The organism is Kitasatospora cathayae (assembly GCF_027627435.1).
GTDB lineage: Bacteria > Actinomycetota > Actinomycetes > Streptomycetales > Streptomycetaceae > Kitasatospora > Kitasatospora cathayae.
Genome location: NZ_CP115450.1, coordinates 4,815,493 through 4,837,074 on the forward strand (window position 1 = coordinate 4,815,493; position 21,582 = coordinate 4,837,074).

The 21,582-nt window shown below is 74.8% G+C and carries 22 protein-coding genes; 14 read left to right on the forward strand and 8 right to left on the reverse strand.

Going from position 1 to position 21,582, the window contains the following annotated elements:
* Nucleotides 1-75 precede the first annotated feature (75 nt).
* Nucleotides 76-1,380: a C40 family peptidase gene (locus tag O1G21_RS21395; RefSeq protein WP_270146103.1), complete on the forward strand. Its 1,305-nt coding sequence runs from the start codon at nt 76-78 to the stop codon at nt 1,378-1,380.
* A 242-nt stretch (nt 1,381-1,622) separates the two neighbouring features.
* Here O1G21_RS21395 and O1G21_RS21400 read toward each other — a convergent pair whose 3' ends face one another.
* Nucleotides 1,623-1,925 carry a hypothetical protein gene (locus O1G21_RS21400; RefSeq protein ID WP_270146104.1) on the reverse strand — a complete coding sequence of 101 codons (303 nt, stop codon included), beginning with the start codon at nt 1,923-1,925 and terminating at the stop codon, nt 1,623-1,625.
* Between the two features lie 124 nt (nt 1,926-2,049).
* Here O1G21_RS21400 and O1G21_RS21405 point away from each other — a divergent pair, with 124 nt between their 5' ends.
* Nucleotides 2,050-2,574, forward strand: coding sequence for a GNAT family N-acetyltransferase (locus O1G21_RS21405; protein ID WP_270146105.1), 525 nt, complete (start codon nt 2,050-2,052; stop codon nt 2,572-2,574).
* An 85-nt stretch (nt 2,575-2,659) separates the two neighbouring features.
* Nucleotides 2,660-3,949 (forward strand): GNAT family N-acetyltransferase, encoded by a 1,290-nt coding sequence (locus O1G21_RS21410; RefSeq protein WP_270146106.1) that lies wholly within the window; start codon nt 2,660-2,662, stop codon nt 3,947-3,949.
* Between the two features lie 80 nt (nt 3,950-4,029).
* Here the strand turns inward: O1G21_RS21410 and O1G21_RS21415 are convergent, their stop codons facing one another.
* Together O1G21_RS21415 and O1G21_RS21420 are read right to left on the reverse strand one after the other, a co-directional pair.
* Entirely contained in the window at nt 4,030-4,830 is an 801-nt protein-coding gene (locus O1G21_RS21415) for a TetR/AcrR family transcriptional regulator (RefSeq protein ID WP_270146107.1), read from the reverse strand.
* A 10-nt stretch (nt 4,831-4,840) separates the two neighbouring features.
* Complete coding sequence (locus O1G21_RS21420) at nt 4,841-4,990, reverse strand: hypothetical protein (RefSeq protein WP_270146108.1); 150 nt, start codon at nt 4,988-4,990, stop codon at nt 4,841-4,843.
* 32 nt (nt 4,991-5,022) lie between these two features.
* Between O1G21_RS21420 and O1G21_RS21425 the strand changes: the two genes are divergently transcribed.
* A complete protein-coding gene (locus O1G21_RS21425) occupies nt 5,023-5,613 on the forward strand; it encodes a GNAT family N-acetyltransferase (RefSeq protein ID WP_270146109.1) in 591 nt (196 codons plus the stop codon).
* On the opposite strand, the gene O1G21_RS21430 is transcribed toward O1G21_RS21425, so the two are convergent.
* Both O1G21_RS21430 and O1G21_RS21435 read right to left on the reverse strand, forming a co-directional pair.
* Complete coding sequence (locus O1G21_RS21430; RefSeq protein WP_270146110.1) at nt 5,598-6,077, reverse strand: macro domain-containing protein; 480 nt, start codon at nt 6,075-6,077, stop codon at nt 5,598-5,600. The genes O1G21_RS21425 and O1G21_RS21430 overlap by 16 nt on opposite strands.
* Nucleotides 6,078-6,086: 9 nt before the next feature.
* On the reverse strand, nt 6,087-7,352 hold the full coding sequence (locus O1G21_RS21435; RefSeq protein ID WP_270146111.1) for an MFS transporter: 1,266 nt from the start codon (nt 7,350-7,352) through the stop codon (nt 6,087-6,089).
* A gap of 118 nt (nt 7,353-7,470) precedes the next feature.
* On the opposite strand from O1G21_RS21435, the gene O1G21_RS21440 reads away from it, so the two are divergent.
* Complete coding sequence (locus tag O1G21_RS21440; protein WP_270146112.1) at nt 7,471-8,484, forward strand: LysR family transcriptional regulator; 1,014 nt, start codon at nt 7,471-7,473, stop codon at nt 8,482-8,484.
* Nucleotides 8,485-8,549: 65 nt separating this feature from the next.
* Here O1G21_RS21440 and O1G21_RS21445 read toward each other — a convergent pair whose 3' ends face one another.
* Nucleotides 8,550-9,161 (reverse strand): YceI family protein, encoded by a 612-nt coding sequence (locus O1G21_RS21445; protein ID WP_270146113.1) that lies wholly within the window; start codon nt 9,159-9,161, stop codon nt 8,550-8,552.
* A gap of 225 nt (nt 9,162-9,386) precedes the next feature.
* Here O1G21_RS21445 and O1G21_RS21450 point away from each other — a divergent pair, with 225 nt between their 5' ends.
* From O1G21_RS21450 to O1G21_RS21480, 7 genes are all read left to right on the forward strand, one after another.
* Nucleotides 9,387-12,560: a DEAD/DEAH box helicase gene (locus tag O1G21_RS21450; RefSeq protein ID WP_270146114.1), complete on the forward strand. Its 3,174-nt coding sequence runs from the start codon at nt 9,387-9,389 to the stop codon at nt 12,558-12,560.
* Nucleotides 12,557-12,754 (forward strand): hypothetical protein, encoded by a 198-nt coding sequence (locus O1G21_RS21455; RefSeq protein WP_270146116.1) that lies wholly within the window; start codon nt 12,557-12,559, stop codon nt 12,752-12,754. Before O1G21_RS21450 ends, O1G21_RS21455 begins: the two co-directional genes overlap by 4 nt.
* Before the next feature lie 35 nt (nt 12,755-12,789).
* The gene (locus tag O1G21_RS21460; protein WP_270146118.1) at nt 12,790-13,680 is read left to right on the forward strand and encodes an RNA polymerase sigma-70 factor; all 891 of its coding nucleotides are present in this window, start codon (nt 12,790-12,792) and stop codon (nt 13,678-13,680) included.
* A gap of 34 nt (nt 13,681-13,714) precedes the next feature.
* Nucleotides 13,715-14,800: a DNA polymerase III subunit beta family protein gene (locus O1G21_RS21465; RefSeq protein ID WP_270146120.1), complete on the forward strand. Its 1,086-nt coding sequence runs from the start codon at nt 13,715-13,717 to the stop codon at nt 14,798-14,800.
* 341 nt (nt 14,801-15,141) lie between these two features.
* On the forward strand, nt 15,142-15,549 hold the full coding sequence (locus O1G21_RS21470) for a helix-turn-helix domain-containing protein (RefSeq protein ID WP_270146122.1): 408 nt from the start codon (nt 15,142-15,144) through the stop codon (nt 15,547-15,549).
* A 2-nt stretch (nt 15,550-15,551) separates the two neighbouring features.
* Nucleotides 15,552-16,046 carry a hypothetical protein gene (locus tag O1G21_RS21475; RefSeq protein ID WP_270146124.1) on the forward strand — a complete coding sequence of 165 codons (495 nt, stop codon included), beginning with the start codon at nt 15,552-15,554 and terminating at the stop codon, nt 16,044-16,046.
* Nucleotides 16,047-16,223: 177 nt separating this feature from the next.
* Nucleotides 16,224-16,574: a DUF2516 family protein gene (locus tag O1G21_RS21480; RefSeq protein ID WP_270146126.1), complete on the forward strand. Its 351-nt coding sequence runs from the start codon at nt 16,224-16,226 to the stop codon at nt 16,572-16,574.
* 109 nt (nt 16,575-16,683) lie between these two features.
* Here O1G21_RS21480 and O1G21_RS21485 read toward each other — a convergent pair whose 3' ends face one another.
* Complete coding sequence (locus tag O1G21_RS21485) at nt 16,684-18,201, reverse strand: PP2C family protein-serine/threonine phosphatase (RefSeq protein WP_270146128.1); 1,518 nt, start codon at nt 18,199-18,201, stop codon at nt 16,684-16,686.
* Nucleotides 18,202-18,431: 230 nt separating this feature from the next.
* On the opposite strand from O1G21_RS21485, the gene O1G21_RS21490 reads away from it, so the two are divergent.
* The gene (locus O1G21_RS21490; RefSeq protein ID WP_405000691.1) at nt 18,432-19,001 is read left to right on the forward strand and encodes an O-acetyl-ADP-ribose deacetylase; all 570 of its coding nucleotides are present in this window, start codon (nt 18,432-18,434) and stop codon (nt 18,999-19,001) included.
* Between the two features lie 105 nt (nt 19,002-19,106).
* On the opposite strand, the gene O1G21_RS21495 is transcribed toward O1G21_RS21490, so the two are convergent.
* On the reverse strand, nt 19,107-19,940 hold the full coding sequence (locus O1G21_RS21495; RefSeq protein WP_270146132.1) for a methyltransferase domain-containing protein: 834 nt from the start codon (nt 19,938-19,940) through the stop codon (nt 19,107-19,109).
* Nucleotides 19,941-20,167: 227 nt separating this feature from the next.
* Here O1G21_RS21495 and mshA point away from each other — a divergent pair, with 227 nt between their 5' ends.
* Nucleotides 20,168-21,535: a D-inositol-3-phosphate glycosyltransferase gene (mshA, locus tag O1G21_RS21500; RefSeq protein WP_270146134.1), complete on the forward strand. Its 1,368-nt coding sequence runs from the start codon at nt 20,168-20,170 to the stop codon at nt 21,533-21,535.
* The last annotated feature ends 47 nt before the right edge of the window (nt 21,536-21,582 follow it).

Here is a 21,582-nt window from a genome sequence, read left to right on the forward strand (position 1 = left end):
GCCCGGCCGCCGCCCGCCCGCGCGCCACTCGGCATCCGCCGCCGTCCCCTCCGGACCCGTGAGAAGGGATGTCTCGTGGCGCGCAGGATCCTGCCGACCCTCCTGCTGTCCCTCACCGCCCTGCTCGGGCTGCTCCCCACCGCCCAGGCCGCCCCGGTGGACCCGGAACCGGCGGCCGGTCAGACCCCGGCCGGCCGGCCGCCGTCCGGTCAGACCCCGGCGGGCCAGGACCCGTACCCGTCCACCGAGGAGATCGACCGCTCCCGCGCCGAGGCCGACGGCAAGGCCGCCTCCGTGGCCGCGCTGGAGGCCGCGCTGACCGCCGCCCGGACCGAACTCGACCGGGCCGGCCGCAGCGCCGAACAGGCCGTCGAGGCGTACAACGGTGCCCAGCTCGCCCTCACCCGGGCCCGCGCCGAGGAGACCGCCGCCAACCGGCGCGCGGCCGACGCCGAGGCCGCGCGCACCGAGGCCGCCGAGGACGCCGCCCGACTCGCCGCCGAAACGTACCGCCAGGGCGCGGGCGCCGAACTGTCCGCACTCAACGCCCTGCTCGGCGCCCACGGCCCGCGCGAGGCCGGCGACCGCGCCGCCGTGGTCGGCGTGGTCAGCGAGCGCACCCGGCAGATCCTGGACGCCGCCACCTCCACGGCCGCCGCCGCCCGCAGCGCCTCGGCCGCCGCCCGCACCGCCGCCGAGACCGCCGAGAAGGCCGCCGCCGAGGTCGGCGCGGCCCGGACCAGGGCGCAGCAGCGGCTCGCCGCCCAGCAGGGCGAGGTCGCCGCCGCCGACCGGCGCCGGGAACAGCTGCTCACCGAGCTGGCCGCCGCCCGGAACACCACCGTCGAGCTGGAGCGCGAGCGCCGCGAGGCGCTGGAGGCGACCGCCGTCCGGGAGGCCGAGGCGGCCGCCCGTGCCGCCGCCGAGCAGGCCGCCCGCGACGCCGAAGCCGCTGCCGCTGCTGCCGCCGCCGCCAAGGCCCAGACGGTGCCGCCCGCCGGCCGTCCCTGGTCGGCCGAGGGCGCGGCCGCCGCCATCGCCTTCGCCAAGTCCAAGATCGGCCTGCCCTACATCTGGGGCGGCGAGGGGCCGGAGGGCTACGACTGCTCCGGGCTGACCATGATGGCCTGGCGCGAGGGCGGCAAGCAGCTCAACCACTTCGCCGCCGACCAGTACGCCCAGTCCACCCCGGTCAGCTACCGCCAGCTGCGCCCCGGCGACCTGGTCTTCTGGACGGACACCGGCCGCTCCGCCGACATCCACCACGTCGGCCTCTACATCGGCGACGACCAGATGATCGAGGCCCCGCGGGTCGGCATGCCGGTCAAGCAGGCCAGCCTCTGGATCATGGGCACCCCGGACTACTACGCCCGGCCGTAGCAGGGTCGACGTCAACGCCCGGTCAGGTCCTCGATCGGGGCGAGCGCGACCACGCCCTCCGCGGCCCGCGCCGGCTCCGGATCGAGGGTGACCATCCTCGCCGTGCGCGAACGATGCGTCGACCGGTCAACCTCCGTTCGCCGCCCGTTGCCGGGCGGCGACACCCCGCCGCCCGGTCGGTCCCGCCCGGTCGGTCCCGCTCGGCGACCGGCCGTGGACCACCGGCCCGTCGTGGCGCCCGACTACCGTTGGGCGGCGCGGATCCGCGTGAGCACCCAGGCGCAGCCGAGGCCCACCGGGAGCGTCGCGAGGACGACGCCGACCGCTCCGCCGATCCGGCCGATCTCCTGGGCGTTGCAGTACTCGGAGACGGACCTCTTCGGCGGCTCGTAGAAAGCGGGCGAGCCGCAACCGCCGTCGACCGGGACGAAGACCAGCCAGAGCGCCCAGAGCCAGCCGGCGACCGCCAGGCCGCCGAGGACCTTCCCGATCAGCATCCGGCCGTCGTAGTACTCCTTGAGCCTGCGGACGTACTCGTCCTCCACGGTTCCCCCTCAGAGAACGGTCGGTCGCGTCTGAACCAGCACGAGGATGTCAGACCGGCTCCCGTGCGCCAATGTCGGTGACGCGCGCTAGCGTGGCCGCCCCGAACACTTCTGAGGAGGCGTCGTGCACTTGCGGAACGTCGGACCGGGTGACGCCGAGGCGTACGTCCGGATGCGGTGCGACGAGGCGATGATGGCCGAGCTGGGTGGCCCGTTGCCCCGGGAGCAGGTGGAGGCGCGGCTGCGCAAGGACCTCGCCCTGGTGGCGGCGGACAGCGCCTGGATCAAGGTGATCCTGCTGGACGGCGCCGAGCCGGGGGAGGCGGCCGGCCTGGTCACGCTCTGGCAGGACGAGGAGGACGGCGCCACCGTCTCCGAGATCGGCTGGATGGTGCTGCCCGAGTTCCAGGGGCGCGGGCTGGCCAAGGCGGCGGTGCGGCAGGTGCTGGACGCCGCCGCGGCGGACGGCCGGTGGGGCGAGGTGCACGCCAACCCGGGGGTGACCAACGGCCCGTCCAACGGGATCTGCCGCTCGCTCGGCTTCCGGCTGCTCGGCGAGCGGGACCTCGACTTCGCGGACCGGGTCCTGCGCACCAACCACTGGGTCGTGACGCCCGGGCAGCACGACGGATCGCGAACGGGATCGTGAACGGGGTCGCGAACGGGGGCGCGCACCGGGTCGCGCACGGAATAAATCGGATGCCGCCGCGAGGGCACCGCCGTACGGTGACGCGATGGGCAAGAACATCGATGACACGGCCGTCGAGACGGTGAACGGTGTCCAGCTCCGGGCCGTCTCCGTGGGCGAGGTGGAGGAGTGGAACCGGGCGCTCAACCTCGGCTTCCTGCGCCCGCACGCGGGCATCGAGCCGGAGCTGCCGCGCCGGAGGTGGCAGCCGGGCCGGATGCTGGGCTGCTTCGACGGCGGCCGCCAGATCGCCACCTTCCGCAGCTCCGACGTCGAACTGACCGTCCCGGGCGGGGCCGTCGTGCAGGCGGACGCGATCACCAACGTCACGGTCAGCGCCACCCACCGCCGGCGCGGCCTGCTCAGCGCGATGATGCGGCGGGACCTCGCCTCCGCCGCCGAGCGCGGCTGCGCGGTCGCCATCCTGGTCGCCGCCGAGTACAACATCTACGGCCGCTTCGGCTTCGGCCCGGCCACCTGGGGCTGCGGCTGGCGGATCGACCTGGCGCGCACCCGCGGTCTGCGCGAGAGTCTGCCCGGCGTGCCCGGCGTGCCCGGCGGCCGGATCGACTTCGTGACCCTGGCGGAGCAGCGCGAGCTCGGTGCCGAGCTGTACGACCGCTGGCGGCTCACCCAGCCGGGCGCGATCGCCCGGGACGGGATCTGGTGGGAGCGCAACACCAACCAGCTCCGGATTCCGGGCGAGGACTTCAAGGAGCCGTTCACCGCCGTCCACCGGGACGCCGACGGCCGGGTCACCGGTCTGGTGGTCTACCGGATCGACAACAAGTGGGACGGCGCCTATCCCGACGCCACGCTCACCGTGGACGACTTCATCGCCCTCGACCTGCCCACCGCCGTCGAGCTGTGGCGCCTGGTGCTGTCCGTCGACTGGGTGCGCAAGGTCGTGGTGGACAGCGTCGCCCCGGACGACCCGCTGCCGCTGCTGCTCCAGGACCCGCGCGCGGCCACCCCGCACGAGGCGAACGGCGACCTGATGTGGCTGCGGCTGCTGGACGTCGAGGCCGCCTTCGGTGCCCGGAGGTACGGCGCCGCGGGCCGGGTGGTGCTGGAGGTCGAGGACCGACTCGGCTACGCCTCCGGCCGCTTCGCGATCGAGGTCGCCGGGGACGGCACCGGCCGCTGCACCCGCACCACCGACGACGCCGATCTCGCCCTGGACGTCTCCGAGTTGGGCTCGCTCTACCTGGGCTCCGAGACGGCCCCGAGGCTGGCCGCGGCCGGACTGCTCACCGAAGTGCGCCCGGGCGCGGCGGCCGCCGCCGACCTGCTGCTGCGCACTCCGCTGCGGGCTTGGACACCGACCGAGTTCTGAGCCGCCGGGAACACCGGCGCAGGCCGGTCCGCACATCGCGGGCCGGCCTGCGCCGGTGCGCAACTCAGATGCGGCGCAGCCTACTTGACTGCCGTCTTGCCGATCGTGGGCAGGATGAAGTCCTGGATCAGCCCCTTGGCGTCCCGCACGATCGGCCGGAACACCCGGTAGCGCGACAGGTTGATCAGCCGGGCGGCCATCGGCGTCGAGCGCCGGACGAACTCCCTGGTCCGCTCGGTGTCCTCGGTCCGGTCGAAGACCCAGTAGAGCACCACGACCATCAGGTTCAGCCAGAGCACGTCGGGCAGCAGCTCGACCAGTTCGGCGTCCAGCTTCGGCGCCAGGTCGGAGCCCTGCAGGACGTCGCGGAACAGCTCGACGGCCGTCGTCCGGGCCGGGTGGGACTCGTTGGAGAACGGGCTCAGCGAGCTGGTCGGGTCGGCCGCGGTGCGGAAGAACTGGGCGGCGAACTCGTGGTACGGCGCCGCCGTGTCGAGCCAGGAGGTCAGCGCGATCCGCAACCGCTCGGCGAAGTCCCGGGTGTGGGCCATGCGCTGCCTGGCGTCGGCCGCGTGGTCGTGGGTCATCCGGTCGTAGAACCCCTGGATCAGGAATTCCTTCGCCGAGAAGTAGTAGTAGGCGTTGCCGACCGACACGCCCGCCTCGGTGGCGATGGCGCGCATGGTGGTCTTCTCGTAACCCCGTTCCTGGAACAGCCGCATGGCCGTCTCCAGGATCAGCGCCCGGGTCGCCTCGCTCTTGTCGGTCTTGGGCTGGGCCCGGCCGCCGGGCATGGGCCCGCCGTCGGTGCCGGGTGCGGCCGGGGTGTCGGCCGCACCCTTCTCGTCGTCCGTTCGGTTCGTCGCTGCCAGGTCGTCCACGGGCACGAGCCTAGCCGGAGACGACGTTCCATCCGGTGTCGGTGCTGTCGGTGCTCGCGGCACCGGATGCCCCCTCCGCATCCGGTGCCGCGCCCACCGCCCCCGTGGTTTCGAACGCGTTCAAAAGCTTGGCAGAACTGTAGACGCCGTGGTTGAACATGTTCAACTCCATCTCTGTGGGAGGCTCGTCACATGACCGGATCAGGGCGGATCACCATTCGGCACGGCGGAGAACAGGACGCCGTGCGCATCGCGGACCTGCACACCGAGAGCTGGTGCGCCAGTTACCGCGGGAGCGTCCCCGACGAAGCGCTCGGGGACGGGCTGGCCGCCCAGCGGCGTGAGCTGTGGGAGCTGCGCCTGACGGTCGACTACGGGACGCCGGAGAACACGCCCGTGTTGCTGATCGCCGAACGGGCCGGAGAGCCGGCCGGGTTCGTCTACCTGGTGCCGCAGCCCGACGGCGGGGTGCTGGTGGACAACCTGCACGTCCGCCCGGGCCTCACGGGCGGAGGCATCGGCCGGGAACTGCTGGCCGCGGCCCGTGCCGAGGTCGCCGAACGGCACCCCGGCGCGGAGCTGTCCCTGGAGGTGCTGCGCGCCAACACCCGCGCGATCGCCTTCTACGAGCGCGAGGGCGGTGTGCGGATCAGGGCGCAGGAGGGCGTTTTCCCGGGCGGGTACGTGCTGCCCGAGTACGTGTACGCCTGGCCGGCCGGGCCGGGGCCAGTGCCCGGGGCGGCGGTCGGTCGGTCGACCGAGCCGAGTCAGTCGACGTCGTAGACCGTCACCGGCACGCCGCGCGCCGTCAGTCGGGCCGCCACCAGCGGCTCGACCTTCGACCAGCGCCCGCCCGCCAGTCCGCAGCCGATCCGCGGCATGTGGACGGAGGCGCCGAGCTCGAGCGCGTGCCCGCCGAGGGCGGCCAGCGCGGTGTCGAGGGCCTCGTACCGCACCGGCACTCCGGTGGAGCGCCCGGTCCGGATGCCGCGCTGGCCGACCATGTTGGCCACCCAGACGTACGGCTCGACCTGCACCAGCTGCAGGGCGCCGAGGCCGAAGTCGTTCTTCGCCCGCTCCCGGTGCCAGCGTCGGAACGCGGCCTCGGGTTCGGGCCAGCGTCTGGAGAGCGCGAGCACGAAGCCCTTCCCCCAGCCGCCGAGATCGTTGCAGACGTGCGCGATCACCTTCACGCCCTTGCCGCGGGGCGTGGTGGCATCGCCTCGGACGTAGGTGATTTCCGCCATGCCTAGAAGTTAGACGGAGCCACTGACAATCGGCTCGACATTTTCCCGCGCCCCGGCCGCGGCCCCGGCGCGCAGGTGGCGCCGCCCGGTCAGCGCGATCAGCAGGGCGAGTGCGGCGGCCCCGGCGGGCAGGGCGTAGCCGGTGCCGGGCGCGGCGTGTTCGGCGACCGTGCCGGCGAGCGCCGCCCCGGCCGAGATGCCGACCACGATGCCGGACACCGCCACCGCCATGCCCTCGTTGAACTGCCGCTGCGGCAGCAGCTCCTGGACCAGCGTCATGCCGGTCACCATGGTCGGCGCGGTGGCCGTGCCGGCCAGGAACAGCACCACCCCGAGCACCGCGAGCCCGGCCCCGCCGAGCCCGGCGGCGAGCGGCAGCAGCAGGACCCCGGCCATCGCCGCCGCGCCGACCAGGAAGCGCGTCCCGGGCGTCCGACGCGGGGTCAGCAGCCCGAACAGCAGCCCCGCCACGCAGGAACCGGCCGCGACCAGGCCCAGCAGCGCACCGGCGGCGGCCTTGTGGCCGAGCGCGTCGGCGTAGGCGACCGTGGTGATCTCGGTCGCGCCGAAGACCATGCCGGTGGCGAGGAAGGTCAGCACCAGCACCCGCAGTCCGGGCACCCGCAGCGGGGAGCCGTGCCGCCGGCCGGTCGACTCCCTCGCCGGCAGCGGCGGTTCGGTCCGCCGCTGGGCGGCGAACAGCAGCGCGCCGGTGGCGCCGAGGGTGCCGGCGGCGAGCAGCCCGGCCTCCGGGGCGAGCGTGGTGCAGAGCAGCATCGCGAGCACCGGACCGGCCATGAAGCAGAGTTCGTCCAGCGCCTGTTCGAAGGAGTTGGCCAGGTGCCGGGCGGCCGGGTCGTCCCGGTACAGGTGCGCCCAGCGGGCCCGGGCCATGCCGCCGAGGTTGGGCGCGGCCGCGCAGGCGGCCCAGCAGGCGTACAGGGTCCAGTCCGGAGCGCCGAGCCGGACGCAGAGCAGCAGGGCGACCAGCGGCACGGCGTTGTACAGCGCGGCCGGCACCGCGACCCGCGACTGCCCGTACCGGTCCACCAGGCGCCCGAGCAGCGGCATCCCGATCGCGCCGGTGACCAGGCCGGCCGCCGAGACCGTCCCGGCCAGCGCGTAGGAGCCGCGCCGTTCGGCGAGCAGCACCACCAGCGAGACGCCGTTCATCGACAGCGCGAGCCGGCCGAGCAGCCCGGCCAGGGTGAAGGCGGTGGCGCCGGGGGCCGCGAACAGCCGGCGGTAGGAGGCGAGGAGGGCGCGCGAGGGCAATCGGGCTCCTGGGGCACAGGACGGAAGGGGGAGTGCGACCAGCCTCGCGGCGCGGGCCGGCAGGCGTCCAACACCTGTTTCGCCGCACCCACAACACCTTGTTGTTAATCTCTCGCCCATGCCCCGTGACCTGCACCCCCGTCTGCTCCGCGGCTTCGTCGCGACCGCCGAGACCCTGCACTTCGGCCGGGCCGCCGAGCGGCTGTACGTCGCCCAGCAGGCACTCAGCCGGGACGTCCGCACCCTGGAGGGTCTGCTCGGCGACGCGCTGTTCGCCCGCACCACCCGCAGCGTCGAGCTCACCCCGGCCGGGCGCCGGCTGCTGCCGAAGGCGCGCCGGCTGCTCGCGCTGCACGACGAGATCCTGGCCGAGGCCGGCACCGGCGCCGGTGCCGCCGCCCGGCCGCTGCTGCTCGACCTCAACAGCGACGTCACCGGCCCGGACCTCACCGCCGACCGGGTGCTCCAACGGGCCCGCGCCGCCTGGCCGGAGGGCGAGCTGCTGGCCCGCTTCCACGGCGGCCTGGCCGCGGCCGCCACCGAACTGCTGGCGCACCGGCTGGATGCCTCGTTCGGCCGCTTCGCCGGTCTGCCCGGCCCGGTTCGCGGCCAACTCGCCCAGCTCCCGGTGCGGTTGGAGCGGATCTCGGTGATGATGGCGGACACCCACGCGCTGGCCGGGCGGCGGGCGCTGGTGCTGGCCGACCTGGCCGGGCACCCCGTCGACATCTGCGCGGGCAACCCGGCGACCACCGAGTGGGCCGAGCTCGGCGCCCGGTTGCTGCGCGAGCACGGTCTGACCGCGGCCGAGCCGTACGTCCCCCCGGTGGGCCTGGACGAGACCGCCCGCTACCTGGCCCGGCACGGCGATCCGATGCTGACCACGGTGGGCGGGCCGAGGATTCCGGGGGCGGTGAACGTGCCGCTGGTGGAGCCGGTGCCGCTGTGCCTGGTCAGCCTGGTGCACCGGCCCGGCGAGCGTCACCCCGGGCTGCGGGCGCTGGCCGCCGCGGCGGGTGAACTCGGCGCGGCCGAGGGCTGGTTGAGCCGCCCGGCGGGCAGTTGGCTGCCCGCGGCGGACGCGGCGCTGGTCGCCGCCGGGCAGAACACCGCCCCTGCCTCGGGGGGATAGGCAGGGGCGGTGGGCTCGGTGGGCGGCACGGGTCGCCCGGGCCGCTGGGGCCGTGGGCGGCCGGGTCAGGCCGCCTTGACGGCGGAGATGTCGAAGCTGAGCTTGACCTTCTCTCCGATCAGCACGCCGCCGGTCTCCAGGGCCGCGTTGTAGGTCAGGCCGAAGTCGGTGCGGTCCACGACGGCCTTGCCCTCGAAGCCGACCCGCTCGGCGCCGTAGGCGTCGGTGGCGCTGCCGGTGTACTCGAGGTTCAGGACGACCGGGCGGGTGGTGTCCTTGATGGTGAGCTCGCCGTTCATCCGGTAGGAGTCCGCGCCGACCGCCTCGGTGGAGGTGCTGCGGAAGCGGATCTCGGGGTAGGTCTCGGCGGCGAAGAAGTCGCCGGTGCGCAGGTGCTCGTCGCGCTGGGCCTGGTTGGTGTCGATGCTGGCGACCTTGATCACCAGGTCGGCCGAGGAGTTGCCCGGCGTGGCGCCGTCCAGGTGCAGCTTGCCGTCGTACTCGGTGAAGCGGCCCTTGACGTTGGTGACCATCGCGTGGCGGACCGAGAAGCCGATCTCGCTGTGCATGGCGTCCACGGTCCAGTCGCCGGTCAGGTGCGACAGGTCCGGGCCGGCCGGGGTCTGCACGGCGGTGGGGGTGGCGGTGGTGGTCTTGGTGCGGTTGAACAGGCCCATGGCTCCTCCTCGGGTTCGAAGCCATTTGTTTAGGCTTCAACTTCTTGGCTCCAGCGTACGACTCTGTCGTTCAAATTTCAACCACACCTGTCGAGGCCTTCGCGCGGACCACCCGAACGGCCCAGCCGTCCGGCCCGAGGGGCACTGTCGGACCGTCCGGCTAGGCTGCGAAGAAACTCCACCTCGCGTTCCACCCGCCGGTTCCACCGCCCCGAAAGGCCCCGCATGTTCGTCCTGCACGCGCTCTGGCGGGCGGACGGGCGGCTGGCCCTCTGGGCCGAGGACGCCCGCGCCCACCCCGGCCCCGCCGAAGCCCGGCCCGACCGGCCCGACCGGCCCGCCCCGCGCGCCCACCCCTACGCCTGTCCGGCCGGAACCCTGGCCGCCGTCCTCGGCGGCATCGGTCCCGGCCTCGGCTGGCTCGCCGGACAGGCCCCCGAACGCTGGGCCACCCTGCTGCTGCCCACCGTCGGCGCCCTGCCCGCCCCCTCGCCCGACCTGCCGGTCACCCCGCCGCGCGGCGGCGCCGTCCTCACCCCCTGGCGGGTGCCCGCGCTCCTCTTCGACGCCGGAGCCGCCGCCCAGCTGCTCGGCGAGGTCCACGACCCGCACTGGGCCGTCACCGACACCGACCTGCCCGGCACCGGCCGGGTCGAGGTGGTGTACGGCCCCTCGCTGCGCTGGCTCACCGGGGTGCACGACCTCGCCTGGCGGGCGGTCGGCCGGGGCCGGGTGCTGCCGCTGCCCGTCCTGACCGACGGCCGCCCACAGGCCCGCTGGCGGCCCGATCCCACCCCGGCCGGGCGTCGCGAGGCCGCCGAACTGGCGGCGGGCTGCCCGCCCGTCCTGCTCGGCGAGTGGCCCACCGGCGCCGGCACCGGCGAGGTGCTGCTGGACGCGGCCCTGGGCGCCCTGGTGGACGCCGAGGCCCGCGCCGCGCTGGCCGACACGCCCTTCCCCGACCCCGGCGCGTCGGCCGCCGCCCGCTGGCTGCACGCCCTCGCCAGCCCCTCCGGCGAGGTCGACGCCCCGCCCGGGGACGTCGCCGAGCTGCACCACCGGATCACCGACTGGTACGCCACCGCCGACCCCGCCGACCCGGCGCTGCGGCTCTGCTTCCGCCTGGTCGAACCGCTCGGCCCCGCCGACGACGACCCCGAGGGTCGCCCCTCCGACGACGCCTGGCAGCTGGAGTTCCTGCTCCAGGCCGTCGACGAACCCTCCCTGCTGGTCCGCGCCGCCGACCTGCACGAGGGCGGCGCCGCGCACGCCGCACTCGCCCGCAGGACCACGTGCGCCGCACCGGCCGGCGAGCCCGCCGACCCGACCGAGGTCCTGGTCGCCGAACTCACCCGCGCCGCCCACCGCTGGCCCGTCCTGGACGGGCTGCGCCACCGCTCCCGCCCGTGCGCCCTGACCCTCGACCGGTCCGGCGCCCTCGAGTTCCTGCGCACCGCCGCGCCCGCCCTCGCCGAGGCCGGCTTCGGCGTGCTGCTGCCCGCCTGGTGGCGCCGCCGCCCCCGGCTCGGGCTCGCCCTGCGCGCCACCACCCCGCCCGCGCCGGGCACCCTCGCCGCCACCAGCCAGGTGGACCGGGACGCCGTGGTCGCCTTCCACTGGCAGGCCGCGCTCGGCCCGGACGGCACCTCGCTCACCGAGCGGGAACTCGCCGAACTCGCCGCCGCCAAACAGGGGTTGGTTCGGGTCAGGGGCACCTGGCTGGAGGCCGACCCGGCGCAGATCGCCGCCGCGCTCGCCTTCCTCACCGAACAGCGCGACGGCCTGCTGGCCACCGCCGACCTGCTGCGGCTCGCCCTCGACCCCGAGGCGACGGTCGCCGGGCTGCCGGTCACCGGCGTCCGGGTGGACGGTCCGCTCGGCGACCTGCTCGCCGGTGGCGCCGATGCCGTTCCCGAGGATCCGCCGCTCCCATCGGACTTCCGGGCCGAGCTGCGCCCCTACCAGCGGCGCGGACTCGCCTGGCTGAAGACCATGTCCGGCCTCGGCCTCGGCGCCGTCCTGGCCGACGACATGGGCCTCGGCAAGACCGTCCAGACCCTCGCCCTGCTCGCCGCCGAAAAGGCCGCCGAGGACGACGACGCCGCCGCCCCCACCCTCCTGGTCTGCCCGATGTCCCTGGTCGGCAACTGGCAGCGCGAGACCGAACGCTTCGCCCCCGGCCTGCGCCGCCACGTCCACCACGGCTCCGACCGCCTCGGTGCCGAGCAACTCGCCGACGCCGTCCGGGGAGTGGACCTGGTCATCACCACCTACGGACTGGTCCAGCGCGACCTCGCCGCGCTGCGCGCGATCCGCTGGCGCCGGGTGGTCGCCGACGAGGCGCAGCACATCAAGAACACCGGCACCGCCCAGTCCCGGGCGATCCGCGCGCTGCCCGTCAGCCGGCACCGGATCGCCCTGACCGGTACCCCGGTGGAGAACCGGCTCGCCGAGCTGCACGCCGTGCTGGACTTCGCCAACCCCGGCCTGCTCGGCCCGGCCGAGCGCTTCAAGGAGCGCTACGCGATCCCGGTCGAGGTGCACCGCAACCCCGAGCGCACCGCCGAACTCCGGCGCCGCACCGCCCCGTTCGTGCTGCGCCGGCTCAAGACGGATCCCGCGGTGGCGGCCGAGCTGCCCGCCAAGCAGGAGATGACCGTCTGGTGCAACCTCACCGCCGAACAGGCCGGCCTCTACCAGGCGGTGGTCGCCGACCTGCTGCAGCGGGTCGAGGGCATCCGGGGCGTGGAGCGGCGTGGCACGGTGCTGGCGGCGATCGGCAAGCTCAAGCAGGTCTGCAACCATCCGGCCCAACTGCTGCACGACGGTTCGCCGTTGGGTGAGCGCTCGGGCAAGGTCGCCCGGCTCGCCGAGCTGCTGGAGGAGGCGCTGGCCGAGGGCGACCGCACGCTGGTCTTCACCCAGTACGCGGAGTTCGGCACGATGCTCCGCCCGTACCTGGAGCGCCGGCTCGGCGAGGAGGTGCTGTACCTGCACGGCGGCGTCCCGCGCGCCCGCCGCGAGGAGCTCGTCCGGCGCTTCCAATCCACCGACGGGCCGAGGGTGTTCCTGCTCTCGCTGCGGGCCGGCGGCACCGGACTCAACCTGACCGCCGCCAACCAGGTGATCCACCTCGACCGTTGGTGGAACCCGGCGGTCGAGGAGCAGGCCACCGACCGCGCCTTCCGGATCGGCCAGCGCCGCGACGTCCAGGTCCGCCGGCTGGTCTGCGTCGGCACCGTCGAGGAGCGGATCGACGAACTCCTCGCCACCAAGCGCTCGTTGGCCGAGACGGTGATGGCGGAGGGTGAGCGCTGGCTCACCGACCTGCCGGTCGAGGAACTGCGCGAACTGGTCGCCCTCACCCGCGAGGACGCCGTCGCCGAGGAGGACGCGTGACCGAACGACCGAGGCCCGAGACGGTCAACGTCGCCGCCTACTGGCGCGGGGACTTCACCCTCCGCCCGGAAAGCCCGGCCGAGGAACCGGACGAACCCTCGCTGCGCCGCCTGGGCCGCTCCGGCATCACCGTGCACGGCCGCGACCTCGCCGCCCTGCTCGCCCCCGCCTACGACGCCTTCCGCAGCGATTGATCCCCGGGCGCCTACCGTGCGGTAACGTCCCGAGCGTGACCAACACCCCCGACACCCGGCTCGCCGACTTCGAACAGCACCGGCGGACGGTCTTCGGCATCGCCTACCGGATGCTCGGCAGCGTCGCCGACGCCGAGGATCTGGTCCAGGACACCTGGCTGCGCTGGAGCCAGGTCACCGGCCCGGTCGCCAGCCCCGGCGGCTACCTGGCCCGTACGGTCACCAACCTCGCCCTCAACCGCCTCGACTCGGCCGCCGTCCGCCGCGAGTCCTACGTCGGCCCCTGGCTGCCCGAGCCGCTGGTCAGCGAGCCGGACGCGACCGACGGCGTCGAGCGCGCCGAGACCGTCTCGCTCGCCCTGCTGGTGGTGCTGGAGAGCCTCTCCCCGCTGGAGCGGGCGGTGTTCGTCCTCAAGGAGGCCTTCGGCTTCTCCTACCAGGAGATCGCCGAGGCGCTGGACCGCACCGAGGCCGCCTGCCGCCAGGTCGGCAGCCGGGCCAGGGCGCACGTACGGGCCCGGCGCCCCCGATACGACGCCCCGCCGGAGCTGCGCCGCCGGGCCACCGACGAGTTCCTGGCGGCCTGCGTCGGCGGCGACCTCAACCGGGTGCTCGCCCTGCTCGCCCCCGACGTCACCACCTGGAGCGACGGCGGCGGCGTGATCACCGCGGCGGTGCGGCCGGTCACCGGCGCCGACAACGTCGCCCGCTTCCTGCTCGGCCTGCTCGGCAAGCTGGGCGAGGGCGTGGGCGCCCGCCCGGTCCTGGTCAACGGCGAGCCCGGCCTGGTGATCACCGTCAACGGCACTCTCGACTCCGTCTCGGTCCTCGACTTCACCGAGGGCCCCGAAGGCCGACCCCTGGTCTCCGCGATCCGCGCCGTCCGCAACCCGCACAAGCTCGCCCACCTCGCCAACCCGGCTTGACCCTCGACCTGGTCGAGCCCCGAGAGTCACCGGCATGGAGAGCGAGCTGCACAGCATCGGCGAACTGGCCCGCGCCAGCGGCCTGGGCGTCGGCACCCTGCGCTACTACGACGGCGCCGAGGTGCTCACCCCCGCCTGGGTCGACCCGCAGACCGGCTACCGCTGGTACCGGCCCGGCCAGCTCGCCGACGCCCGACTGCTGGCCCGGCTGCGCCGCGTCGGCCTGCCGCTGACGGCGATCCGCGCCGTGCTCGCCGCCGTCCCCGGCAGCGGCGAGGCCGAGCGCGTCCTCGACGCCCACCTGCGCCGGCTGGAGGACGGCCTGGCCGACGCCCGCCGCGAGCTCTCCCTGATCCGCACGACGATCGAGCAGAGGGGGCACCCGATGACCACCATCCCCGCCGACCTGCGCCTCACCGTCCGCGCCGACGGCCTGGCCGCCGCCCTCGACGCGGTCCGCTTCGCGGTCTGCGGCGACCCGGAACTGCCCTCCCTCGCCGGAGTGCTGTTCGAACCGGACGGCCCGGTGCTGCGCCTGGTCGCCACCGACCGCTACCGGCTGGCCCTCGCCGAACTGCCCGCCCTCGGCGTGCCGCAGCAGCCGACCGCCGGCACCACCGTCCCGACCGCCCTGGTGGACGCCCTGCGCGCGCTGCTGCCCGCCGGCCCCACCGAAGTCGTGCTCACCCTGGGCGCCGGCACCTTCCGGGCCGAGACCCCCGAGCACCGCATCGAGGGCACCGCACCCGACCTCGGCTACCCCGACCACCGCGTGCTGACCCGCCTCGACCCGCAGCACCGGATCACCCTGCCCGCCGCCGAACTGCGCACCGCCATCGAGACCGGCGCCACCCGCACCCTCCCCTCCGGCCCGCAGGGCACCGACTGCCAGGTCACCGTGCTCACCCTCACCGACGACGGCCACCTCACCGTCGCCGACGACCTCACCCCCGAGGACTTCCAGGTGGCCGTCAACCGGGACTTCCTCCTCGACGCCCTGCGCGCCGGCCACCCCGAGCAACTCCTGCTCGAACTCGGCGGCCCGATCGCCCCACTCGCCATCCGCACCCCGGGCCGAACCGGCACCTTCTCCGTCCTGATGCCCATCCGCCTCCCCTAACCGCCACGACACCCGCCCCTCCTGGGCACCCCCACGCCCCACCTCCCCCCACCTCCCCCCACCACCCGACCAGGCGAGAGGGACGCGCTGCGGGAGGGGCGGTGGAGGGGGTGGCCCGGAGAGGGGCGTTGCGGGTGATTTTCAGACTGCCAACGGCGCCCAACACCCCACCCACAGAGTCGGCAGTCGGAAAATCATCCAGCCCCCGGAGCGGCCACCCCCGGAACCGCCCCGGCCACCCACCCTCCCGAGAGCCCACCCCCACCCACAGAACCCCCCACCCGTTTGCCTCCCGCTAGCGCCTGCTTGCAATTGCAAGCGCCCTGCTGCACGCTGTCTCCATGGCCTCACTGAACGTCGGCTCGCTGGGCGAGTACATCCGCGAGCAGCGCCGCAACGCGCAGTACTCACTGCGCCAGCTGGCGGAGGCCGCCGGCGTGTCCAACCCCTACCTCAGCCAGATCGAGCGAGGGTTGCGCAAGCCGAGCGCGGAGATCCTGCAGCAGATCGCCAAGGCGCTGCGGATCTCGGCGGAGACGCTGTACGTCCAGGCCGGGATCCTGGAGGAGCGGCGGGGTGAGGGCCTGGAGCTGCGGGCCTCGATCCTGGCCGATCCGCTGATCAACGAGCAGCAGAAGCAGGCGCTGCTCGCGGTCTACGACGCTTTCCTCAAGGAGAACGCCGCTTCGGCCTCCACCCCGACGACCGACGGCGCGGCCACCCAGCACACCCACCGGGAGGACCGGTAACCATGCCGATCACCGACGAGATCAAGAAGACCCTCACCGACCCGACCCCGCTGTACGCCCTGGCCGGTGCCGGGGACCTCGCGTACGAGAAACTGCGCGAGGTGCCGGGCCGGGTCGAGGCGCTGGCGGCGGACCGCCAGGGCGCACAGGAGAAGGCGACCGCCAGGCTGCACGAGGCGCAGGAGTTGCTGGCCGGGGCACCGGCCAAGGTCTCCGAGGCCGTCAGCGCCTTCCCCGCCGACCTCAAGGTCCTGCAGGAGCGGGCCCAGGACTTCGCCCTGCAGCAGGTGGCCCGCGCGCTCGAGCTGGCCGTCCGGGCCAAGGAGACGTACGACGAGCTGGCCGAGCGCGGCAAGGTCGTGGTGGAGAAGGCCCGCCCCCAGCAGGCCCCGGCCGCCGCACCCGCCGTCGAGGCCGAACCGGCGGACGACGCCGACGCCCGCGCGCCGAAGAAGTCCGCCAAGGCCCGGAGGAGCAGCCCCGAACTCTCGGAGTGACCGCGTGACCGCGTGACCGCGTGACCGCGTGACCGCGTGACCGCGTGACCGCGTGACCGTGCCCGCGCCGCCGGGGCACATCCGGTGACGGCGGGACGTTCACACCGTGCGGGCGGCCGCCGTGCCAGGATGAGCGGCGGCCGGGGCGCAGCAACCCGAGAGACGTAGGAGATCGCGATGACCGGAGTGTTCCAGATCCTGGCCTTTTCCTACCTGAACCCGTTCTGGTGGCTGGCCGTCGCCATCCTGGGCTACAAGTTCTTCGCGCTGGTCGACGCGGCCACCCGCCGGGAGGACGCCTACCGGGCGGCGGACAAGAAGACCAAGGGGTTCTGGGTGGCGGTCCTCGGGATCAGCTTCGGCTGGGACCTGCTGTTCGGGGCGAACTTCCTCGGCAGCATCGGCACCCTGGCCGGCCTGGTCGCCTCGATCGTCTACGTGGTGGACGTCCGCCCCGCGATCCGGGCCCTGACCGGCGGCAGCGGTCGGGGCGGGCGGAGCAACACCGGCCCGTACGGCCCCTGGTAGGCCACGGCCGGTCGGACGGACGACGCCGCAGCCCGGGCGGGGAAGTTCTCCCCGCCCGGGCTGCGGCGTTCCGGCAACTCGGCTCGGCCGAGGAGCTCGGCCGAGGAGCTCAGCCGAGCAGCAGTTGCACCGGGTTGCGCTCCAGCAGCAGCACCGCGACGTCGTCGGTCAGCGCGCCGCCGTTCAGCTCCTCGACCTCCGCGATCGCGCTGTCGACCAGCCGGCCCCGGGTGAGCCCGGCGGCCTGGTGGTCGGCGATCAGGTCGGCGAGCCCGTCCTGGCCGAGGCGGCGCGACCCGGCCCCGACCCGGCCCTCGATCAGCCCGTCGGTGTAGAGCAACAGTCGCCAGCCGGGCTGGAGTTCGACCTCGTGGGCGGGCCAGGCGGCCTGTCCGTCGTGGCAGGGCAGCAGGCCGAGCGCGGGTCCCGCGAGCTCGGAGGGCAGGGTGACCGGGGTGTGGTCGCGTCCGAGCAGCAGCGGCGCCGGGTGTCCGGCGAGGTAGAGCCGGGCCTTCTCGCAGGTGCCGAGCGAGTCGAGGTCGGTGACGGCGGCGCCGGGTTCGATGACGAGCATGCAGAGCGTCGCGAAGATCTCGTCGCTGCGCCGTTCGTGCTCCAGCACGTGCTGGAGGGTGGTGAGCAGGGTCTCGCCGGTGAGGCCGGCGAAGACCAGGGTGCGCCAAGCTATCCGGAGCGCGACGCCGAGCGCGGCCTCGTCGGGGCCGTGGCCGCAGACGTCGCCGATCACGACGTGGACGGTGCCGTCGTCGGTGCGCACGGCGTCGTAGAAGTCGCCGCCGAGCAGGGCGCGGCGGCGGCCGGGGCGGTAGCGCCGGGTGAAGGAGAGCCCGGCGCCGTCCAGCAGCGGGGTGGGCAGCAGGTGGCGCTGCAGGCGGGCGTTCTCCTGGCCGCGCAACTCGGCCTCGACCAGGCGGCGCTGGGACTCGTCGGCGCGCTTGCGCTCGACGGCGTAGCGCAGCGCGCGGGCCAGCAGCGGGCCGTCCGTCTCGTGCTTGAGCAGGAAGTCCTGGGCGCCGGCGGCGACGGCGGCCGCGCCGAGTTCGGCCCCGGCGGCGTCGGTGAGCACCACCACGGGGATGTGCGGGGCGCGGCGGAGCAGCTCGTGCAGGCCCTCCAGGCCGTCCGAGGCCTCGGACGGGTGCGGCAGGTCGGCCGGGGAGGCCAGGTCGAGCAGCACGCAGCCGAACTCGGTGCCGCGGGCGCGTCCGCGCCGGGTGGCGAAGGAGGACTGGGCGAGCAGCTGGGTGGCCTGCTCGAGGCCGCGGGCCCAGTGGATCTCGATCGAGGTGCCGCTGTCGGCGACCGCCGCCTTGATCAGCTGGGCGTCCGAGGCGTCGTCCTCGATGACCAGCAGCCGCAGCGGCGCGCCGCCGCCGTCGGGCCCGTCGCCGGCCAGCGGAACGCTTCCCGCCTCGGTGACGTGCGAGGGGTGGTGGGTGCCGTGCGCGGTCCGGACCGGCTGCGAGCGGGGGTGGGGTATCGGGGGAGTGGCCGTGGCCGGGCCGGTCGTCGCCGGGCGCTTACGGGCATGGCCGACGGGGGCGCCGTCATGGGCGCCCGGCAGGTCCGCGGCACCAGGTGCCCGCCCGTCTCCCGTTGCGGGCATCGGTGGTTCCTCCCTTTCCCCGACTGCGTAACGGCCGGCGTCCGTCCGCAGTGCCCGCCTGGCACCGTGCGTCGGGGAACTTCTCGCGACCATAACGTGATCTCCGGGGATTTCTCTGGCCGACCGGCGCCGTTGTGGTTATTGCCACGCCGGTGGCGGGGTGGTGATCGGATTCGGACGACGGCTCGGATCCCGGCCCGGCGGCTGCCGGGCGGGCCCGGGGAAGGGGGTTGGTGGTGAGGACACGGATCACCCTGGTCGAGGGTGACATCACGGAACAGCAGGTGGACGCGGTGGTGAACGCCGCCAACTCGTCGCTGCTGGGCGGCGGCGGGGTGGACGGTGCGATCCACCGCCGGGGCGGGCCGCGGATCCTGGAGGAGTGCCGCCGGCTGCGGGCCTCGCACTGGGGCAAGGGGCTGCCCGTCGGGCGGGCGGTGGCGACCACGGCCGGGCGGCTGCCGGCCCGGTGGGTGGTGCACACCGTCGGGCCGGTGTACCTGGCGGAGGAGTACGAGGGGCGGGCTGAGCTGCTGGCCTCCTGCTATCGAGAGTCGCTGCGCACGGCGGCCGAGTTGGGCGCGCGCACGGTGGCCTTCCCGGCCGTGTCGGCCGGGATCTACGGCTGGCCGCCGGCCGACGCGGCCCGGATCGCGCTCGGCACCGTCGCCGGGGTGCTGGACGGCGGTGACGCGCGGGCGGGCGCGGAGCTGGCGGAGGTGCGGTTCGTGCTGTTCGGGACGGAGATGTACGGGGTTTTCGAACGGGCCCGGAGGGAGCTGCTCGGGCCGGAGGGCTGACGCTCCCATCGTGACGTGACGAGGCGTCAACACGCCAGAGACATTCGATAACTCGTTCGAGTGAGGATGTCGGGAAGCTCACCAGCACGGCGACGCCGGACGGCGCTACGGCGCGAGCGCCGTCCAGGGCAGCGTGACCTCGCCCTGCCGCCACCGCCCCCGCGCGTCCACCAGCGGCCAGCTGCCCGCCAGCGCCGTGCACGCCGCCACCCACCGCTGCCGCGCCCCGAACGCCCCGTACGGCGCGGCCGCTGCCCAGGCCCGGTCGAAGTCGGTCAGGAAGGTGTGCACCGGCCGCCCCGGCACGTTGTGGTGGATCAGCGCCTTCGGCAGCCGTTCGGCCAGGTCGGAGGGCTGGCCCAGGCCGCCCAGCCGGGCCGCGAAGGTCACCGTCCGGGGCCCTTCCGGCCCGAGCGCGACCCAGACGTGCCGCCGCCCGATCTCGTCGCAGGTGCCCTCGACCAGCAGCCCGTCCGGGGCGAGCCGGGCGCACAGCCGTTCCCACACCGCGGCCACCGCCGACTCGTCGTACTGCCGCAGCACGTTGGCCGCCCGGATCAGCTGGGCCGGCGCGCCGCCGTCCAGCGGCACCTCGAAGCCGCCGCGCCGGAAGGTGAGCAGCGGCGGCTCGGCGTACGGCAGCGCGGCCGCGACCCGCTCCGGCTCGATCTCGATCCCGACCACCCGGACGTCCGGCCGTACCGTGCGCAGCCGTCCGGCCAGTTCCACGGCCGTCCACGGCGCCGCGCCGTAGCCGAGGTCGACCGCCACCGGCGGCCGCTCGGCGGCGCGCAGCGCCCGGCCCAGGGTGTGGGCGATCCAGCGGTCCATCCGGCGCAGCCGGTTGGTGTTGGTGGTGCCCCGGGTGACCGTCCCCACCGGCCGTCCGGCCCGTCCGCGGGCGGGCGCGGCGGTCGCGGGGTCGAAGGAGGCAGCCATGCCCAGAAGGGTAGTCGGCGTCCGCGGACCGGGTCGGCCCGCGCCCTGACCTGGGCGGATGCCGGCCCGGCCGACCGATCGCCGGGACCGGGAATGCCGGGCGACCGTCGAGTGGTTGGCACACTGGTGGTGATGTGTGCCCGGACGGGGCAGCGCACACCGGACATGCGGCGGCCCGTTCACGCGGACCCGCCGAGACGGGCCGCACACGAGGAGGCTTCAGCCAGGTGATCCAGCACCCCGTCCGTTCGGTACGCCGTGCCCAGTCCGCCACGCCCGCGCGGGGCCGGTTCCAGTCGCTCGTCCCGGGCCGGCGCCGTCCGCGCCGGATAGCCATGCTCAGCGTGCACACCTCGCCGCTGCACCAGCCCGGCACCGGGGACGCGGGCGGGATGAATGTCTACATCGTCGAGCTGGCCAAGCGCCTGGCCGAGCTCAACATCGAGGTCGAGGTGTTCACCCGGGCGATCTGCTCGGACGACGCGCCGACCGTCGAGCTGGCCCCGGGCGTGCTGGTCCGGCACGTCACCGCCGGGCCGTACGAGGGCCTGGTCAAGGAGGACCTGCCGGCCCAGCTGTGCGCCTTCACCCACGGGGTGCTGCGGACGGAGGCGGGCCACCGCCCCGGCCACTACGACCTGGTGCACTCGCACTACTGGCTCTCCGGGCAGGTCGGCTGGCTGGCCGCGCAGCGCTGGGGCGTGCCGCTGGTGCACACCATGCACACCATGGCGAAGGTCAAGAACGCCGCGCTGGCCGAGGGTGACACGCCCGAGCCCGCGGCCCGGGTGATCGGTGAGACCCAGGTGGTCGAGGCGGCCGACCGGCTGATCGCCAACACCACCGAGGAGGCCGCCGAGCTGGCGCTGCACTACGCCGCCCGGCCGGAGCAGCTGGCCGTCGTCCACCCCGGCGTCAACCTGGACGTCTTCCGCCCCGGCGGCCCGCGCACCGCGGCCGACGCCCGGGCCCGGCTGGGCCTGCCGCAGGACGCCGCGGTGCTGCTGTTCGCCGGGCGGATCCAGCCGCTGAAGGCGCCGGACGTGCTGCTGCGGGCGGTCGCCGCGCTGCTGGAGCGCCGCCCGGAGCTGCGCGAGCGCCTGGTGGTGCCGGTGGTCGGCGGGCCGTCCGGCACCGGGCTGGCCCGGCCGGAGAGCCTGCACAAGCTCGCCGCCCAGCTGGGCATCGGCGACGTGGTGCGCTTCCACCCGCCGGTCGGCCAGACCCGGCTGGCGGACTGGTACCGCGCGGCGACGGCCCTGGTGATGCCCTCGTACAGCGAGTCCTTCGGCCTGGTGGCGCTGGAGGCCCAGGCCTGCGGCACCCCGGTGGTGGCGGCCGCGGTCGGCGGCCTGCCGGTCGCGGTGCGGGACGGCGAGTCCGGCACCCTGGTGCCCGGCCACGACCCGCTGGAGTGGTCGCACGCGCTGGAGCCCTACGTCACCGACCCGGCGCTGGTGGCGCGGCGCGGCGCGGCGGCGGCCCGGCACGCGGCCGCCTTCGGCTGGGACACCGCCGCGGCGACCACCGCCGAGGTGTACGCCGGCAGCCTGGCCCGCCCGGCCGGCCGGCTGGCCGGGGCCCTGCGCCGCTGACTCCGGTGCGAGACCTCGGCTGCGCTCTTCGGGTACTGCCGAGTAAC

Bases quoted from the DNA above. Each gene is read 5' to 3' on its own strand.
- O1G21_RS21410 (WP_270146106.1), top strand. From the start codon at position 2,660: ATGGGCAAGAACATCGATGACACGGCCGTCGAGACGGTGAACGGTGTC.
- O1G21_RS21420 (WP_270146108.1), bottom strand. From the start codon at position 4,990: ATGTTCAACCACGGCGTCTACAGTTCTGCCAAGCTTTTGAACGCGTTC.
- O1G21_RS21425 (WP_270146109.1), top strand. From the start codon at position 5,023: ATGACCGGATCAGGGCGGATCACCATTCGGCACGGCGGAGAACAGGAC.
- O1G21_RS21430 (WP_270146110.1), bottom strand. From the start codon at position 6,077: ATGGCGGAAATCACCTACGTCCGAGGCGATGCCACCACGCCCCGCGGC.
- O1G21_RS21440 (WP_270146112.1), top strand. From the start codon at position 7,471: ATGCCCCGTGACCTGCACCCCCGTCTGCTCCGCGGCTTCGTCGCGACC.
- O1G21_RS21445 (WP_270146113.1), bottom strand. From the start codon at position 9,161: ATGGGCCTGTTCAACCGCACCAAGACCACCACCGCCACCCCCACCGCC.
- O1G21_RS21450 (WP_270146114.1), top strand. From the start codon at position 9,387: ATGTTCGTCCTGCACGCGCTCTGGCGGGCGGACGGGCGGCTGGCCCTC.
- O1G21_RS21465 (WP_270146120.1), top strand. From the start codon at position 13,715: ATGGAGAGCGAGCTGCACAGCATCGGCGAACTGGCCCGCGCCAGCGGC.
- O1G21_RS21470 (WP_270146122.1), top strand. From the start codon at position 15,142: ATGGCCTCACTGAACGTCGGCTCGCTGGGCGAGTACATCCGCGAGCAG.
- O1G21_RS21475 (WP_270146124.1), top strand. From the start codon at position 15,552: ATGCCGATCACCGACGAGATCAAGAAGACCCTCACCGACCCGACCCCG.
- O1G21_RS21480 (WP_270146126.1), top strand. From the start codon at position 16,224: ATGACCGGAGTGTTCCAGATCCTGGCCTTTTCCTACCTGAACCCGTTC.
- O1G21_RS21485 (WP_270146128.1), bottom strand. From the start codon at position 18,201: ATGCCCGCAACGGGAGACGGGCGGGCACCTGGTGCCGCGGACCTGCCG.
- O1G21_RS21495 (WP_270146132.1), bottom strand. From the start codon at position 19,940: ATGGCTGCCTCCTTCGACCCCGCGACCGCCGCGCCCGCCCGCGGACGG.